Annotated in this window: 19 protein-coding genes; 3 read left to right on the forward strand and 16 right to left on the reverse strand. The window is 30.9% G+C overall.

Going from position 1 to position 17,270, the window contains the following annotated elements:
* Nucleotides 1-77 precede the first annotated feature (77 nt).
* Complete coding sequence (locus KLA_RS11420; RefSeq protein WP_051456097.1) at nt 78-1,193, reverse strand: P1 family peptidase; 1,116 nt, start codon at nt 1,191-1,193, stop codon at nt 78-80.
* Between the two features lie 351 nt (nt 1,194-1,544).
* Here KLA_RS11420 and KLA_RS11425 point away from each other — a divergent pair, with 351 nt between their 5' ends.
* The gene (locus KLA_RS11425) at nt 1,545-3,845 is read left to right on the forward strand and encodes a DNA topoisomerase 3 (protein ID WP_034645991.1); all 2,301 of its coding nucleotides are present in this window, start codon (nt 1,545-1,547) and stop codon (nt 3,843-3,845) included.
* Between the two features lie 7 nt (nt 3,846-3,852).
* Here KLA_RS11425 and KLA_RS11430 read toward each other — a convergent pair whose 3' ends face one another.
* The 5 genes from KLA_RS11430 to KLA_RS11450 form a co-directional block, all read right to left on the reverse strand.
* On the reverse strand, nt 3,853-4,647 hold the full coding sequence (locus tag KLA_RS11430; protein WP_013620521.1) for a CPBP family intramembrane glutamic endopeptidase: 795 nt from the start codon (nt 4,645-4,647) through the stop codon (nt 3,853-3,855).
* A gap of 78 nt (nt 4,648-4,725) precedes the next feature.
* Nucleotides 4,726-5,259, reverse strand: coding sequence for a DUF4269 domain-containing protein (locus KLA_RS11435; protein ID WP_034645993.1), 534 nt, complete (start codon nt 5,257-5,259; stop codon nt 4,726-4,728).
* Between the two features lie 60 nt (nt 5,260-5,319).
* Nucleotides 5,320-6,363: an ATP-grasp domain-containing protein gene (locus KLA_RS11440; RefSeq protein ID WP_034645995.1), complete on the reverse strand. Its 1,044-nt coding sequence runs from the start codon at nt 6,361-6,363 to the stop codon at nt 5,320-5,322.
* A 41-nt stretch (nt 6,364-6,404) separates the two neighbouring features.
* Nucleotides 6,405-7,157, reverse strand: coding sequence for a hypothetical protein (locus tag KLA_RS11445; RefSeq protein WP_034645998.1), 753 nt, complete (start codon nt 7,155-7,157; stop codon nt 6,405-6,407).
* A 184-nt stretch (nt 7,158-7,341) separates the two neighbouring features.
* Nucleotides 7,342-8,343, reverse strand: a complete 1,002-nt coding sequence (locus KLA_RS11450; RefSeq protein ID WP_084470720.1) for an NAD(P)/FAD-dependent oxidoreductase — start codon at nt 8,341-8,343, stop codon at nt 7,342-7,344.
* A gap of 82 nt (nt 8,344-8,425) precedes the next feature.
* Here KLA_RS11450 and KLA_RS11455 point away from each other — a divergent pair, with 82 nt between their 5' ends.
* A complete protein-coding gene (locus KLA_RS11455) occupies nt 8,426-8,800 on the forward strand; it encodes a Fur family transcriptional regulator (protein ID WP_034646001.1) in 375 nt (124 codons plus the stop codon).
* Between the two features lie 11 nt (nt 8,801-8,811).
* Here KLA_RS11455 and KLA_RS11460 read toward each other — a convergent pair whose 3' ends face one another.
* From KLA_RS11460 to KLA_RS11475, 4 genes are all read right to left on the reverse strand, one after another.
* A complete protein-coding gene (locus tag KLA_RS11460) occupies nt 8,812-9,498 on the reverse strand; it encodes a GNAT family N-acetyltransferase (RefSeq protein WP_034646003.1) in 687 nt (228 codons plus the stop codon).
* Between the two features lie 100 nt (nt 9,499-9,598).
* Complete coding sequence (locus KLA_RS11465; protein WP_013620514.1) at nt 9,599-9,976, reverse strand: DUF2200 domain-containing protein; 378 nt, start codon at nt 9,974-9,976, stop codon at nt 9,599-9,601.
* A 16-nt stretch (nt 9,977-9,992) separates the two neighbouring features.
* A complete protein-coding gene (locus KLA_RS11470; protein ID WP_034646005.1) occupies nt 9,993-10,832 on the reverse strand; it encodes a hypothetical protein in 840 nt (279 codons plus the stop codon).
* 100 nt (nt 10,833-10,932) lie between these two features.
* Entirely contained in the window at nt 10,933-11,220 is a 288-nt protein-coding gene (locus tag KLA_RS11475) for a hypothetical protein (RefSeq protein ID WP_034646007.1), read from the reverse strand.
* Nucleotides 11,221-11,627: 407 nt separating this feature from the next.
* Here KLA_RS11475 and KLA_RS11480 point away from each other — a divergent pair, with 407 nt between their 5' ends.
* Nucleotides 11,628-12,164: an MCP four helix bundle domain-containing protein gene (locus KLA_RS11480; protein WP_235183553.1), complete on the forward strand. Its 537-nt coding sequence runs from the start codon at nt 11,628-11,630 to the stop codon at nt 12,162-12,164.
* Between the two features lie 49 nt (nt 12,165-12,213).
* Here KLA_RS11480 and KLA_RS11485 read toward each other — a convergent pair whose 3' ends face one another.
* From KLA_RS11485 to KLA_RS11510, 6 genes are all read right to left on the reverse strand, one after another.
* A complete protein-coding gene (locus KLA_RS11485; protein ID WP_034646011.1) occupies nt 12,214-12,792 on the reverse strand; it encodes a hypothetical protein in 579 nt (192 codons plus the stop codon).
* 186 nt (nt 12,793-12,978) lie between these two features.
* Nucleotides 12,979-14,493 carry a hypothetical protein gene (locus KLA_RS11490; RefSeq protein WP_034646013.1) on the reverse strand — a complete coding sequence of 505 codons (1,515 nt, stop codon included), beginning with the start codon at nt 14,491-14,493 and terminating at the stop codon, nt 12,979-12,981.
* A gap of 21 nt (nt 14,494-14,514) precedes the next feature.
* A complete protein-coding gene (locus KLA_RS11495; RefSeq protein ID WP_034646015.1) occupies nt 14,515-15,159 on the reverse strand; it encodes a hypothetical protein in 645 nt (214 codons plus the stop codon).
* 6 nt (nt 15,160-15,165) lie between these two features.
* On the reverse strand, nt 15,166-15,588 hold the full coding sequence (locus KLA_RS11500) for a hypothetical protein (RefSeq protein ID WP_034646017.1): 423 nt from the start codon (nt 15,586-15,588) through the stop codon (nt 15,166-15,168).
* Nucleotides 15,589-15,625: 37 nt separating this feature from the next.
* Nucleotides 15,626-16,354 (reverse strand): hypothetical protein, encoded by a 729-nt coding sequence (locus KLA_RS11505; protein WP_034646019.1) that lies wholly within the window; start codon nt 16,352-16,354, stop codon nt 15,626-15,628.
* Between the two features lie 145 nt (nt 16,355-16,499).
* Nucleotides 16,500-17,237 (reverse strand): hypothetical protein, encoded by a 738-nt coding sequence (locus KLA_RS11510; RefSeq protein WP_034646021.1) that lies wholly within the window; start codon nt 17,235-17,237, stop codon nt 16,500-16,502.
* Nucleotides 17,238-17,270 lie beyond the last annotated feature (33 nt).

The following is a 17,270-nucleotide window of genomic DNA, read 5'->3' on the forward strand; positions in this document are numbered from 1 at the left end:
GCGGACTTTATAAAAATACACTAAACTTTGGGTTAAGCACCAAAACCCGTATTAATTTTAGCCATTGTTGTGCCTCGTTATTTTATTCGATTATATTTTTTCATTAACTCAATTAATTTGTCGTGTGGTAGAGCATAAACTTTGTTTCCGTTAATTCCTTCCATTGTTTCAGCAGAAACCATAGCATTAATTATAGCTTCTTCAACTGCTTGAATTGTAGCATCAAAAATATCATTCATCCAGTCATTAGATACTGTCTCAACGGTAGTTTTTCCTTCTCTAATATATGCTTCCTGATTTGCTGTTGAAAATGCGATAAAAATATCTCCAGAACCATTTGCTCCAATTCCGCCTAATTTCCCAATTCCTATTGGCACTCGTTTAGAAATTCTTTTTAACTGATAAGGAAGTAACGGGACATCAGTTGCAACAACTACGATTATTGAACCATCTCCATTTTTTCTTCTTGACTTTGGTGGTGCTTTGTATTTAGGATTTAAAGTGTCTTTTAATTCTTTTCCAATAGGAACTCCATCAATTCTAAATCTTCTTTTATCTCCAAAATTTGATTGAACTAAAACTCCAACAGTATATGTTGTATCTGGAAATTTTAAAACTCGAGAAGAAGTTCCAATTCCTCCTTTAAAACCAAAGCTCATCATCCCAGTTCCTCCTCCAACATTTCCTTCTTCTACTTTATTTGTAGTAGTATTGTTAATAGCTTCTAAAACATTTTTTTCTTGTATTTGAAACCCGTAGATGTCGTTTAAAAATCCGTCATAAGTTTCTGCTACAACAGGAAATGCCCACCACCAATCTTCTTTACTCCAAGAAGAATCTACCATCCATTTTAAAGTTGCTTGTCTAACCTTTCCGACACTAAATGTATTGGTTAGCATTATTGGTGTTTCTAAAAATCCTGATTCAGTAATCCAAGTTGTTCCAGTCATTTCTCCGTTTCCATTTAGGCTATACCAGTTTGCATACAAGGGTTTTTTCTTTTTTCCACTAGGGAATATTGCAGTCACTCCAGTTCGGATTGGTCCTTTTCCTAATTCATTCTTTCCGTTTCCTGAAATAATGGTAGAATGTCCAACTGATACACCTTTAACATCAGTTATTGCATTATATTTTCCTGTAATCCCCTCAAATTGAATCCCTAAATCTCTCGCTCTTGGTTTTTGAGCATACATTGAGATTGAAAGAGTTAGGATTATTAAAGTAATAATGTTTTTCACAATCTTATTTTTTAATGAGGTACAACTATATATAAACTCAATTTATTGCGTTTATTCCGCCAATATGGGTGAGTAAACGCACATTTAGCTTACTAGTTTATTTTTTGTTGTTTAATTTTCCTACAATGTAAAACTATTTTTTATACTACAATTACGGAAATGTGTAATTGGTATATTTTTTAGTATGGTTGGTTATTTTTTACATACGTTATGCACAAAATTTTTACTACTACTTTTTTTTGTTAATTTTTTTATGCACCAACTATAAATACTTCCACCAATAAAATCCTATTTTTACGCCTTGTTATGAAAGTTTGTATTGCAGAAAAACCAAGTGTTGCCCGTGAAATTGCTACTGTATTAGGTGCTAATACAAAGCATGATGGGTATTTTATGGGTAATGGCTATGCAGTAACCTATACTTTTGGCCATTTATGCACACTTTGTGAGCCTAACGACTATAAACCACACTGGAAAAGTTGGGACCTTAACAACTTGCCAATGCTGCCCAATAAGTTTAAAACCAAAGTAGTACAAGAGTCTGGCATACAAAAACAGTTTAAAATTGTAAAAAAATTATTTGACCAAGCTACTGTAGTAATTAACTGTGGTGATGCTGGGCAAGAAGGAGAACTTATACAGCGTTGGGTTATAGACCAAGCAGCGTACAAAGGAGAGGTGCAACGCTTATGGATATCGTCTTTAACAACAGAGGCAATAAAGGAAGGGTTTCAAAAACTACAACCTGCTACCAAATATGACAATTTATACTACGCAGGTTTTTCTAGAGCCATAGGAGATTGGCTTTTGGGTATTAACGCTACACGTTTGTACACCGTAAAACACGGTGGTTACAAGCAAATGTTATCTGTAGGGCGTGTGCAAACACCTACTTTAGCTATGATTGTGAATAGGTACCATGAAATAGAAAATTTTAAGCCACAACCGTATTGGGAGCTACAAACATTGTACAGAGACACACTGTTTAATTGCGAAAAAGGAAGGTTTTTAAAGAAAGAAGAAGGAGAGGCTTTTGCTGCAAAAGTAAAAGAAAACGATTTTGAAATTGTGTCTACCACCAAAAAAAAGGGCAAGGAATATGCGCCTAAGTTGTTTGACCTTACTGGCTTGCAGGTGTATTGCAATACAAAATTTGGTTTTTCTGCAGATGAAACTTTAAAAATAGTACAAAAATTATACGAGCAAAAAGTGGTAACCTACCCAAGGGTAGATACTACCTTTTTACCTAATGATATTTACCCAAAAGTAGCCGGAATTTTACAAAAGTTAACCAATTACCAAAATCTTACGCAAGTTGTTTTGGCGGGTAAAATTAGAAAATCTGCCAAGGTTTTTAACGATAAAAAAGTAACAGACCACCACGCTATTATACCTACTGGTGTGCAAATAAATTTACAGCACAACCAACAGTTGGTGTATGATATTATTACCAAACGTTTTATTGCTGTTTTTTATCCAGATTGTGAGGTGGCAAATACAACGGTATTAGGTAAAACAGACACAGTGCCTTTTAAAACAACTGGTAAAGAAATTTTAAAAAAGGGCTGGCGTGTTGTTTTTGAAAATCCGGATGCTAAAAATAAGCCAGAGAAAGGTATTTTACCATCTTTTGAAAAAGGAGAAAAAGGACCGCATGAACCTTCGTTTTTAGAAAAAGAAACCAAACCACCAAAGCAATACACAGAGGCTAGTTTACTACGTGCTATGGAAACCGCAGGCAAGCAGGTAGATGATGATGAAATGCGAGAGTTAATGAAGGAAAACGGTATAGGAAGACCGTCTACCAGAGCAAATATTATAGAAACACTTTTTAGGCGCAAATACATAGAGCGTAAAAAAAAGCAATTGCTACCAACCCAAACAGGCATACAACTTATAGGCATTATAAAAAATAAATTGTTAACCTCTGCCGAGCTTACGGGTATGTGGGAAAAACAATTAAAACAAATTGAAAGCGGGAATTTTCATGCAGGTGTTTTTATCAACAACATGAAAAAAATGATTGACGATTTGGTGTATGAAGTCCGTATTGAACAAAAACACATTAAAATTTCGCATGCAGCCACAGAAAAAGCTGCAAAACCTGTAAAAGAAAAGAAAATTACCTCTGTACAAGGTAAAACGTGCCCTAAATGCAAACAAGGTGTGTTGTTAAAGGGCAAAACTGCTTACGGTTGTAGCGCCTATAAAACAGGGTGTAAAATGGTATTGCCTTTTGTGTATATGGATAAAAAAATATCTGAAAAACAGTATTTACGATTATTAGATAAAGGTTGTACTGTTAACCTAAAAGGTTTTAAAACCGAGCACGGAACCAAAGAAGGTTTGTTGCGTTTTAATGATGATTTTGAGTTGGTGTTAGAAGAAAAAAAAGTAGCACCAAAACAAAAACAAACTACAGTTACAGATCCAATGCCGTGTCCGCAATGCAAAACAGGAACTGTACTAAAAGGTAAAACAGCCTATGGTTGTAGTGCGTACAAAACGGGTTGTAACTTTAAGTATCCTTTTAGTGTTTTAAGAGAAAAAGCAGCAGGCAAAGCCCTAACCAAAGAGTTGGTGTATGCATTATTATCTAAAAAGTAATGCTTTTTTAAGCATTATGAATAGTAGTTGCTGTAAGCTTGTATTTTTTCATTAAAAACAAGCCGTAAATAAAGCAAGGCAAAGCTAATACTGTAATAAGTGCAGCAGTCTCTAAGGACATTAATTCGCTAATTTTTTCTTTAATAGGCATACCTACCACATCTAAATCTGCTACAAAATCTATTATTGCGTGTACTATAATTAAGGGGTATAATCTTTTTGTTATCACAAGTAAAAAACCAAACATTACCCCAATAAAAGTAGCGTAAATAAGCTGTGCTAACTCGCCATAAATTCCGGTATCAAAATTTAATAAATGTATAGCACCAAAAAATAAGGCAGCTAAAAACACAGAAATAATAGTGTTTTTACGGCTGTTGCCTAAGTAATTTATAAGGTGCGACTGTAAAAAGCCTCTAATGCTTAACTCTTCTGCAAACCCTATAGATATAGAGTAAAACAAAAATAAGAAAACGTTAGGCAACAATGTTTGTATGTCTACAACATCTATAATTAATACATTTAATAACACTAAATACAAAAGCGGAAATAACAGCAGATACCATTTGTTTACGTTCCCTTTTTGGAGTCCTGCTAATTTACCGAGCTTATTTTTTTGAATAAAAAAGTACGAAACAACAATTAAAATTAAATTGGCACAAATATTTAAAAGTGTGTGTATGGCATAGGATTCAATGTTTTTTTGAATAAAAAGGTATGATAAGGACTCTCTTGCAATTAAAATTAAAAGTAAAGCCGTAACAAAAAGTAAAAGCTGATTCCAGAACTGTTTTTTGGTCATAATTTTGGTCTTAGTTGGTTTGTTTACTTAATAGACGCTAATTATGCTTGTAACGTTGCTTGAATAGATGGTATTTTATCAATCTTTTTCTTCAAGCTCTAATAATGCTACATACGGATCTCCTTTTAAGCCCAGTAATTTAGCAAAAGCGGGTTCGGTTTTTATGCCGTTAACTTTTAATTCTCTTATTTGTTGCTTAAAGTCAGCTCCTTTTTTTTGTAAAATATGATGTTCTACAACCATATGTCGGTAAGCATTTTGCTTGGTAGTTGGAATATCTTGACCAAATATTTCAACTAAAAAATGCTCCGTTTTAAACTCGGCAATAGTGGCAGCAATGTTGTTTTGTAAAGTAGTGTGTACCTTAAAGTTTTTAAAAGTAGAAAACTCTTGTTGTAGGTATGCCAAAAACTCAGCGTGATTTTTACATTCGCAGATAATATCTAAATCACTTTCTGCAATATCAATCTCAATTGGTATTGTGCCAGTTAAAATAGGATTGTATTTTTTAAGTTTTTCTAGAATTTTATAGTGGTTTAACTCATAAAAAGCCAGTTTTTGCCGTTGGTTTCCGTGGTTAAGATATGCTATGTTTTTAAAGTTTTTTGCCAAACCTTTATGCTTAATGTACTGTTTTTAAATTAGGAATTTTATTATTTTTTAGCTCTTCAGCTATAAATTAGCTGTCCATTTTTGATTTAACATATTTTTTAGCAAATCAAAATAATTCCAACCAATACCTCTAGCGGCTAATGAAGACAAGCTATCTTGGTTTTTTCTTTGTGGTCTAGATGGTCCTGTCATATTAGGCTTCATATTTACATCAAATAAATAGTAATTTCCTTTTTCATCTGCTCTACAATCTATTCGTATGGGGGCTTTAATGTGTAGCAATTCGGCCACTTTTTCACACTGCTTACAAACAGCTATAATTTGGTTAGAATTACGTTCACTGTTATCTAATAGTGCACTATTTTTAATAACAGCAACAGTTCCGTTGTATGGTGCAATTCCGTTTTGGTGGTTAAAGCGTTTAACAGGAGGTAGGCACCAGGCCGTAGTAAATTGTTTTTTATTATTATTTATAATGTAACTACCAGACGGCATTACTGTAATGGTTATTTCTTGTCCGCTTAAAAATTGTTCTAAATAAACAGATGTTCCATACTGTTTGCTTAAAAATAAACTAGACAATTTTGCATTTAATTCTTTTTCGTTTTTAACCAGAGAAACACCTTGGCTACCTCTTCCTCTAATAGGCTTAACAACTATGGGGAAATCACCTTTGTAATTAATGGTATCACCTTCTGTTATTAAGGTTGTTTCTGGAATTAAAATTCCGTTTTCTTTTAACAACTTATTGGTTGTCCATTTATCATCGTAAATATCTACCACGCTAGGTAATTGCCCAACAAAGTAATTATTTAAGTTAAAAAACTTTTCTATAGGGTGCGTTTTGTACAATATGGTGTTTAACCAAAAAACGGTAGCGCCTTTATTTATGGCATTTTGTATACCTTCTTCAGTATCAGGAAAAACCCAATCTAAATTGTTCTCTATAGATGGGTTATCTACAGGAGTACTAATTTTTATACTGTTGTTGTGTAGTTCACAAGCAATATCAGCACCACTGTCTGAGTATCCATCTGGTTTCATTGGTTTTTGTATTCCGTCTCTTATAGGAGGAAGATTTTTTTGATATAAAATAGCAATCATAGTAATCTAAGGTACAATTTTAGAGTTACTTTTTAGCAGATTTAATTGTAATACTCGTTCCCGTTAGCGTCTATATAACCTGTTTTATTGTTGGTGGTTGTAAATTTAGCCAGTCCGTTAACAAAAGGTGCTAAGTCTTTGTATTTAACTTCTGTAATGTTATAGTACCCAACTTTATTGTTTGTCTGTACTTTTAAAATGCCATTAGCAGCGGTTACGGCATCATAATAATTTACGGTATTGTTATATAAAACACCTTTTTTTTTGCCTTTGCTAATTAGTACAGCATTTAAGAATGTTTCTGTGGCGTAAAACATAGATTCGTTAGCATCAAACGTTACTTTTTTTGTTCCATTTGAGAAATTAATTTTGTCAATTCCAGCAGCACTTATACTTCCAATTTCTTTGGCAGCAAGGTTTTCTTCGCCATCATAGCCTACAAGTTCTGTTACAATATATGTATTGTCTCTTTTTATAATTTCATACGTGTAATTTGGTACTGTACCACAAACTTCTATTATTAAGTTAGCTTCTTCTACTTTGGAGCCTTCTTCATTAATGTAAAACATATTATTTTTTTCATCTAAAACTTGTAAAAAGCCATTTAAACGTACAGCTATTTTTAGGTTTTTAAAAATCACTTTTTCATCATTCTTATGTACCTCAAAAGTGTTTGTATTTCTATTTTTATACAGTTTTAAATTAATTCCAAAAGCAGAAATTAGTGAGTCTTTTTTTTGAGCAAAAGACCCCATTGTACTTATGGATAAAATAAAAATTAAAAATGTTTTCATAGGTTAGTTTTGCTAAACTAAGTTAGCAAATTAAAGGGACTAATTATGTCATTACTCTTGTAACTTAATAAGTAAACAGGTTTTTCCTTTTTAGATGGGTTGGCCATTACAAATTTTATGGTATTGTATGTTTACTTAATAGACGCAATTGTAGACCATTTTGTTGCCTGGTTTTTTACTACATTTAAAAATTTTCTTGAGTTAATTCGTTATTTAGCATTGCGCCCGCTAAGTTACCAGTATAAACTGCACTAGATAAAGCACGTAGTCTAGAGCTGTTGTCTCCGCAAGCATACACACCATCTACTGTAGTTTTTTGCATAGGGTTTACCTCAATATGTCCGTTTTCTGTAAGTTTACAGCCTAGTTGTTCTGCAATATTAGTGCTTTGTTTAAAAGGTACATCTGCATAAGCACAATCATAATTTTCAGAGCTACCGTCTTTAAATTCAATTTTTTCTAACTGACCGTTTGCATGCACAATGGTTTCAATCTCTTTTTCGTTAATTTTAATATTATGTTGTTTTAGTTTTTTAAGTTCTTCATCACTAAAATTATTTTTGCCCATAGTAATAATTGTACTGTTATTAGTTAAGTTATTTACTAATGATGCCAAATGAAAAGCCCTATCTCCGTTAGCAATTATAGCTGTTTTTTTATTTTTGTACTCATAACCATGGCAGTATGGGCAATGTATTACAGATATGCCCCAACAAGAAGAAAAGCCTTGTATATTGGGCAATAGGTCTTTAATACCTGTGGCAATAATTATTTTTTTAGCAGTAAATACTTTTTCATTGTCTGTAGTTACACTAAAAATAGCATTGGTTTTTTTAGCGTTAACCACAAATCCGTTGTGGTAAGTAACACTGTTGTAGGCTGCTAGTTGTTCTTTTCCAATTTTTAAAATTTCACCAGGCTTACTACCATCTTGGCTCAAAAAATTGTGAGCGTGTGGCGTTTGTGCATTGCAAGGTTTGCCAGCATCAATAACTAACGTTTTTTTTAACGATCTACCTAAGGCCATAGCAGCAGACAAACCTGCGTAGCTTCCGCCAATAATTACAACATCAAAATCTGTTTTATTCATTTTATACACGTATTTAGAAAAGTTCCATAAAGGATTTTGCACCGTAATGGCAATACCAGAAATTGCAAAAGTCTTAATAACAGCTCTCCTGATCATAATTTTACATTAATGCAACATTGTTGCAATTAATAACAAATATAGATAAATTTTTGTATTATTGCGAATTAATCGCAATAAAATGAATAGAAGAAATACACCAGCTAAAGAAGCGGTTTTAAAATTACTGTCTGGCTCAAAAAAAGCACTTAGCCAAGATGCTATAGAGAAGCAGTTAGATATTGCTATAAACAGGGCTACAATTTACAGGGTATTAAATAGGTTTTGCGAAGATGGTTTGGTGCATAAAATTGTTGCAGAAGATGGCAAACAATATTTTGCTATTTGTAAAAAATGCGAAAACGAGGAGGAGGTAAAGCCTCATTTTCATTTTAGGTGTGTACGTTGTGATACTATAGAATGTTTGCAAATACCTGTAGAATATACCACCCCAAAAGGATATAGTGTTAGCAGTACAAATTGTATTTTAACAGGTACTTGTTGCAATTGTGTGTAATGTGTGGTAGTTTATTTTTTAGTGTACAACCACCAGTTCATATCTCTTGTTAAAGTATATCCTAATTTTTGATATAGCGCTATAGCGGGGTTTCCTTTATTGGTATGTAAAATGGGTGTTTTGTTTTCTTTTAAAATTTCTTTAGTGTTGTGTGCAATTAACTGTTTTGCTAATCCTCTTCTGGTGTAATTAGGATGTGTAACAACAGCGCTAACCTCTATAAAAAGGTTACTTTGTAAACGTTGGCCAGCTATAGAAACCAGTTTACCGTTTTTAAATATACCAAAGTACTTGCCCATTTCAAAGGTTCTTTTTCTGTAGTAACCAGGCATAACCAACCAAACTAAATCATAAATTTCTTCACTAAAAGTTTCGTCTAGTAGTACTATTTCTTCAGTTATATTAACATTGGTTAGGGAGTCTAAAACCATTTGGCATCCATCAATTTTTTTAGTGAATTCTACTTTGGTTTCATCTATCACAGGAGTTAAATTTTCTGAGACATAAAAAAAACTATCAGACGTTTTTATGTACTCATTAGCAGCTTCTGCAGTATTGTTTTCATCAAAAAAAGTCCCAAAAGTGCAAACTTCAGAATTGTAAAATTGTACGTTGTTAAACTCAACCGCAAATTTTTTATGTGTTTCTTGTAAAGAAGACCAAACAGGGTTTTTTAGTTGATGCTCTAGCGTAGACATAAAATAAAAGTTACGTGAAAAATAAAGTTTTTATAAATAGGTAAACTTGTTTGTACTGTAGTAATTTCAAAGAAATTAAAACAAAAACTAAAGGTATAAGTTATTTTTTTTCTTTTCGTAAAATCTTCTCCATTTTACGCCCTTTTGCCAATTCATCAATTAGTTTTTCCATTTGCCTGCATTGTTTGTATAGTTTAAACTCTTCTTCTATTTCTTCTATACGGTAACCACAAACAACACCTTTAATTAAATGTTCATTAGGGTGAATTTTAGCTTTGTCAAAAAAAGCTTTAAACGTTACTTTTTCATCAATAAGGTTTTGTAAGGTAGTAGCGTTAAAACCAGTAAACCATTCTATTACTTGGTCTAACTCTTCTTTTGTTCGCCCGTTTTTTTCTATTCTACTTAAATAGTGAGGATAAATAGAAGCAAAAATCATATTTGCGACTTGTTCATTTTTTTTGGTGGTAACTTTCATAATTTAATTTAGGTTACTATTTGTAATAGGTTATTTGGTAAGTGTACTCTTTAGTAATGGTTGCTAGCGATCCTATCTCGCTAACAGTTTTAGAACTACTATTTTTTAAGTTGTCATAAGCATAACTTATAAATTTGGTTTCTTTTCCTTTTTCAAAAAAACGATGTTCATGTAACAATCCGTTTTGGTAGGCCATAGTCTGCTTGCTTTCTAAAACATTGTTTACATAAACCTCTATTTCTGTACATTTTTTAGAACCGTCATAAGTATAATGTTCAACAAACCCTACGTTATCATTTGCAACCGTGTTTGTATGCTTCATTTTTGTAACTAAACCATCTGCGTAAGTATAAGTAATGGTATTACTGTAATTTTTGCCGTCTTGGTTATAGCAATTTTCTGTTACTGTTGTTAATTGGTTTTTTTGATTATGCTCGTAGTTTTTCTCGCAATAGGTATTAAATAAATGGTTATTATTTTTTGTAAAAATAATATTATTGTTCTTGTCCGTTTTTGTAATAGATGATTCTACCAATTCATCATCTTCATAAGTTTTGGTTTCTACCTCATTTTCTTTATAAAAATATTTTTTTACCGTTGTATAGCCGCTAGATCCAAGTATTTTTTCAGTTTCGGTGTCTAATTTATTATTTAGATAATCGTATGTTGTTATGCTGTATATTTTTTCTCCAGAAAATACGGTTTCCTTTAATAAAAATCCATTTTCATTAAACTCTTTTTCTATGTTCAAAAGAGGAGATTCGCTATTATTTTTATTTTGTGTAAACTCTTTTATGCTTTTTACTTTTCCAGCTAAGTTTAATTTTTCTAAATGGTTCTTATGGTTTTCTTTCATTTTTGTTTGTTGTGCATTACAAATAGTTGTGATTAAAAATATAAGGGGTATAAGTTTTTTCATATATCAAGAAATCTTACTTTTTGTTGGTTGAAGTTGTTTATTTTTTTTGTAGAAAATAATAGGTAAATATAATGATGTTAAAAATTGCCAGCATTGTACTTAATGCCCAAGTCCAATTAAATTTATTAGTATTGTATAAGTGTATAGAAGATAGTATACAAGTATACAAAGCTAGTAAACCTGCAATTGCAAGTATAACTATACCTGCGGATATTAAGTAGTCTAAATCTGACTTCCAAAAAAAATAGCTTAATTTTATAAAAATTACTATACTGCCAATTAAAGAGAACAGAAAAGAAATAATTAATAGCTTTTTTGTATTCATATTAATTTGTTAAAACAATAAAATTAGCGTTTAAAATAAAAATAACATTTATATGTTACACTAAATACCTTTTTTATTATTTTTTTTGGAGTCCTTTTGTTGCTGCTATTATTGCTAAATATCTAAGTAAAAAATTAGGCTTTATAATATGTTACTAAGTACTACTTTGCTTTATTGGTTTAACTATATGCAGCTTTTGCATTTGAGGACTGTTATTTTTTGCAAATAAATTATACAAGTCTAATTTGAGTGTTGATATATATATTAATTTTTAGTATTTTTATTTTGTAAGATAAACTTAACACACCCACCACGTAGAGTTTATACAGTAAATAATAACTAAAATGGGATTTTATGCCAAGTTTAAATGGATTCTAGGAATTTTAATGATTTTTGTCTTAATTATAATGACAAACTTAATTGACAAAAACAATTTTGTGCGGGTTAGAGACTCTGTTGTAACCATTTATGAAGACAGATTAATAGCCAACGATTTAATTTTTGAAAAGTTAAAGTTGGTACAAGAAAAAGAGGTTGCGGTTAAAACATTGGATAGTACTTTTTATGAAAACCGTAATTTAAAAGTAAACGATAATTTACAATCGTTAATTTCTAGATTTGAAGAAACAAAATTAACTTCTAAGGAGGCAACCGTATTTAACGACTTTAAAAGTAACGTTAAGGTGTTGCAAAATGCAGAAACTAAGTTTATAAACTCTAGTTATAACAGTACATCTAAAGTAAATAGCGCTATAAATAGTTTAAAAACTAACCTTAGTGATTTATCTAAAATACAGTTAAATGAGGGTAGCAGGCAAATGTCTATTAGTAAACGTGCAGTAGATTCGGTAGAGCTATTTACACAAATAGAAATTTATATGCTTGTTTTTTTAGCAATTATTATTCAGATTGTTGTAATGTATAACCCCAAAGAAAAGAAGTGAGTTATACCGTAGCTGAAATAGAAGTGTTTATATAGGTTGTTTTGCTAAACTACGTTAGCAAATTAACGGGAGTAGTCATAGTATTACTCTTGTAACTTAATACGTATACAGGTTTTTCTTTTTTAGATGGGTTGGCTATTACAAATTCTATAGTGTTGTTTGTATACTTTTCAAAAATGATATTAGCTTTAGCGTTAGCTTCTTCTTCAGTTATTGTATTGGCTTCTAACTCTTTGTTAAGCGCCTCTATTTTAGGATTTACATCTTTATCGTTTACAATAAACTGCTCAAGCGCAATATTTTTTTTAGCTAAAATTTTAGCAGACTTATTAGCAATTATAACACCGCCAATTTGCCATTCTTTTTGACCTTGACCATTGGTTTCAAAAACAATATAGCCAACAGTACCAGATATAGAATATACAGGCGTATTATGTTCTAATTTAATCTTATATAGTTTTTTTAAAGTGTCTGTCTCTTTTTGTGTGAGGACTCTATCATGGCTTAAGTTTTCTAAAATACTGGCTTGTGTCTTTTTCATATCTCCTTTGCCTTGGTAATAGCTAATGATACTTATAATACCTACAACTAGCATAATAGCAAATAAGATTAATTTAATGTAGCCCATAATTTTTGGTGGTTTTTTGGTTTTTATAAAAGCAGAAATATTCTTTTTTTACAGTTTGGTTTAAGTGCAATGTATATACACTACAGTAGTAACTAACGCCTTTTTAATAGAATAGTTGTATGGGAAATAAGAAATTTAGGAGGTATTGTTTAAGTGATTTTTTAATTTATGATGCCCTATTGTTTTTTAATCGTAATACTCTATTCCTTTTCTGCTTACCCATCCTTTTTTACCATTAGGGTATTTAAACCTAGCGTAATATTCTATGTAATTACTCAAATATTCATATTTTGAAGTTAAACCAATATAAGGGTAGTACGTAACTAAATTATTTTTTTCTAAAAGTAGGTGAGTTCCTTTTTTTGGGGTAATGTTTTTGTAATTAAAAAGAATAGTATTTTCTTCTTTTATGTCCCAAACTCCAAATAATTTTTTCTTTTTTACAATAATATAACTTGGTTTAAGTGGTTTGTAAAAACCGTTATAATACCAATAATCTTCAGCACTAATTTCTGTTGTTTTATTATTAACAAACCTTATTTTTTTAAATTCCTTAGGTAGCTGTATTGTCGTAGTTGTAATATCTGATAGTAGGTAATAGCTTAGTTTTTCTCTGTATTTGTCAGCTTTAAATACTTTTTTTAATAAAAATAAATCTTCAATCCTTTTTTTACGAACAAGATTCTCTATTTCTTTAAGTTTTAAATATTTTTTATCCTGATTTATATTTTTAAAATCGTCTTCTAGCATACTCATTGTCATAATAGATTGAGAAGAGTTATCAAAAATGTCAAGCTTTTTACGGCTTAGTTCTGTGTATTTTGATAGGCTAAAAGATTTATGCTTGACTTTAAGAATTTTATTTTTATAAGCGTAATATGTTGTATTCGTATTTGAATCACTATCATTACCCCAAATAGTCCTTTGCTTAGTAGGTTTATCATATTTTGAACCTAAAGTGTCTATAAAATACATTTCATTTTTTGTATCTATAATTTGATGATATATAGTTGAATAGGGATAAAATGACTTTATATTTTTACACAGTAATTTCCCTTTTAAATTATATAGTGATGTTTGGCCAGAGTTGAAAACGGCAGCTATACCGCCATTAATTTTAAGGGAGTCACATACATTATCAATAATTTTTTTTCCATTTAGAGTAACGCCTATTTTGGCGTTAAGGAGATCAAAACTAATATTTGGGTTGTGATAATTAATGTCGCTAACTATTTCGTTATCAATTAAAATAAGAGAGTCTTTGCGGGCTTTTCTTATTTGGGTATATGTGTAATTCTTATTGTGATTCCAATCAACTTTATATTTATTATTATTCTGTTTTACAACTAAAGCCTTGTAGTTTGTATCCTGAGCACCAGATCTGCCAAAAAGAATAATTACAGGGATTTTGTGAAGTACTTTAAACTTATAAGTACCTAAAGTTTTTTTTCCAGATGAGGTAATGGTGATGTAGTACTTGTTGTTTACAAAATAGATGTCATTTTCAGAATTGTTTATATCCTTTTCTTGGGTTATAGTTGTATTTACAAGTTCGTTGGAGGTAAAACTAGTATCTATGTGATGAAATAGAATATTGCCCTCAGAAATAGATTTTTCTATCTCTTTATAAACAGATTCTTGGTTTTGAGCAACTATGGCAAAATGAAAAAACAATAAAAATAGTAAGAGTAATTTATTCATTTTTAATTCTGTGTGTCATTTTTACTCCTTAAAAAGCACTTCTTTAAACGAGTTTTCTTCATCCGTTATAATTAACGGTGGTTCTAGGTGAGCGTGACCTTCATCAAACATTTTACCAGTCACTTTTTTAATTTTATACCAAGATTCTTGCGTTTCAGACACAACACTAATGTCATAATAGTCTTCTTTTTCTAAAATGCGCATTGTACCATTAAACTCGGCTATATCTGAATAATTAAAGGAGTCTATAGCATTACATACAAACGCTATATTTTTTTTGATAGATTCTGTTTGTACATAATAGGGTATGTTTTTTTGATTATTAAAGTCCAGTGGGTTTGCAACGGTACTTTTAGAACCAGATGCTGTAGTTAAGTTTACGCTAGCATTATCATAAAAAACGGTGTTTATAGGCAAGTACATAACAGGATTGTAAAAAATAACGTAAAGCTCTTTACCATTGCTTTGTACGCTAGTTTTAGAAAAGTTTTCTAATCTTACATTTTTATCCACCAAAGGCAATGCAAGCTTAATAATAGAATCTTTACCTAATTTTACTAATTCCTTTACTTCTTTGGTCATTTTAAACTTCTTTGTTTTTTGGGCATAACTAGATGAAGAAATAAGAGTAATTAGAATTAAAATTGATGTAAATTTTATTTTCATAAATTTCTATTTTAAAGTGTCTATTCCAAACGGACTTTCTGCATCTTCAGCATAATCTCTAAAAAAGTCCCATTTGGTTTTACTGGTAATATTTTTCTTTTCACCTCCGCCTTTAAATCCATCATTACAGTCAACATCATATGAAATGGCTATTAATTCGTTATTCTCATTAAAATCAAACGATTTGTAAGTAAGAGTAATTCCGTTAGAAGCTAATTTTTTCTTTATGCTAATTAAATTATCAGGCTGTAAATTACTGTTAAATATAATTTCAATTTTTAGTCCGTTTGGCTTTGTCTCAGAAATTTTTTCATTAGTGTTAAACGCACTAAAGGTTACAAATAGTAGTAGAATTGGTAATGTTTTAATAGGTTTTTCGTAATAATTATATTTTTTAAATTTAAAAAATATGATAATAAACACTAGCATTAAAGGCGTGTGCAATGGTTTTTTTTAGTTATAGCAATTACTTACCAGCTAGTCCTAATTCTTTTTTTATGTCGGTTCGTGTAGATAATTTAGTAGGGTTTACACTCCATTTTTCGGCAATCTCCATAACTAACATTTCATCTGCATAAGTCAAGTCCTCACGCTCAAAATATGCTTCATTTTTTGCGTCCTCGGATAGTGAGTTGAATAATTTTAGTCCTTCTTCTGCTTTAGTCGGTTCACCAAAAACTTTAATGTTTTCCATACTTTCTCCAAGATACGAATAAATTTGTTCCATTTTTCCATTCTTAGATTTCATCCAACTATGGTACTCCACAACTCGGTTGGTGCCAAAAAAATGAGCTTCTCCAAACTCCGTACTTAAATAATTTAAGAGGGTTTCTACAGCAGCCATATTTTCTTTATCATCTCTTTTATTTACCAATCCGTTTCCGGTAATTAAAGTCCATTCTCCAATTTGTGGAGTAATATAAATTCCATCTTCATAAGCGGTTTCAATTCCGCTTTTCCAATTTGCTTGTTTAGTTTTTTTCAATTTAATAATTTCTGCAAGTCTTTTTTTCTGATTTGTTTTTACAGCAATCCAAACCATTTTATATCCAAAATCTAAGGGTTTATCTAGGATGTTAGAAACAGCTAACGCTTTTTGTTTATTATGAAATTCAGAATTTATTCCAGTTTTTTTGGCATACCAGACAGAAACTAAAACCAGTAAAACTATTCCAATGATGATTACAACTTTCATTTTTTTCTAATTGTGCTTAACGGACTAGTGTACAAAACGTAGCGTGTAAAAAGACACTAATTTTTAGGATTAACACAGAGCCGAATTTTTATATTTGGCGAACTTCGAAAATACGCCCAAGTTTTTAAATATAGCACTTTATGCCCTATTTGATATAGCCAATGTTAGCAAGGGTATTTTTTTTTGGTACTCTTGCGTCATTAATAAATTTACCTAGCTCAACTGCTATTATTCTTCTAACTAGATAATCGTTTAAATCCAATTTGTGCCGATTAACCATATCATCAAATAGACCAATACTAATATGGCTTACTTTATTTTTTGTATCATAAAATTCCTCTAAAAATGGAACTCCATTTTGTATGGACTCAATAGCGCGCCAATATTTACCTTGATTATTAAAATGACAAATTCCAAATTCTATTTTTACAATAGAATCTATGTCCATATTAGGTTTAAAACTACCTCCAACTTCTCCAATTACTCTTTTCCCATTTTCACTTAAATAAACATACTGACTTTTTGTTCTAAGAATTATACTATCAATCAAAACCGAGTCAACGGGCGCGTATATTTCATGCCACAATTGACTTTCAAAGTATTCATCCAAATTGTAGTCAGTAAATAGTTCGTAAAGCTTCATCGATGCGATAGAGTAGGGGTTTTCAGATAATAGTTCTGAATAGGCTTTATTAGTTGTTAGAGTAGGATATTTTTTCTTTAGTATTTGAGTTTCGAAAGCCTGAACATAATCAGAAAGTACTTTTGAGTTGTCCGCTCCGAGAGTTTTCTCAAAGGCCCCAATTTTTTTAGCGCTACTCAAACTCGAGCAGCTACATAAAAAAAGCAATGAGATGACTATTAAAAAAAATGCTTGTTTCATATGTTTGCTAACGTATTTGTGTATGATTTTTTG

Source organism: Cellulophaga geojensis KL-A (assembly GCF_000568425.1).
GTDB classification, from domain to species: domain Bacteria; phylum Bacteroidota; class Bacteroidia; order Flavobacteriales; family Flavobacteriaceae; genus Cellulophaga; species Cellulophaga lytica.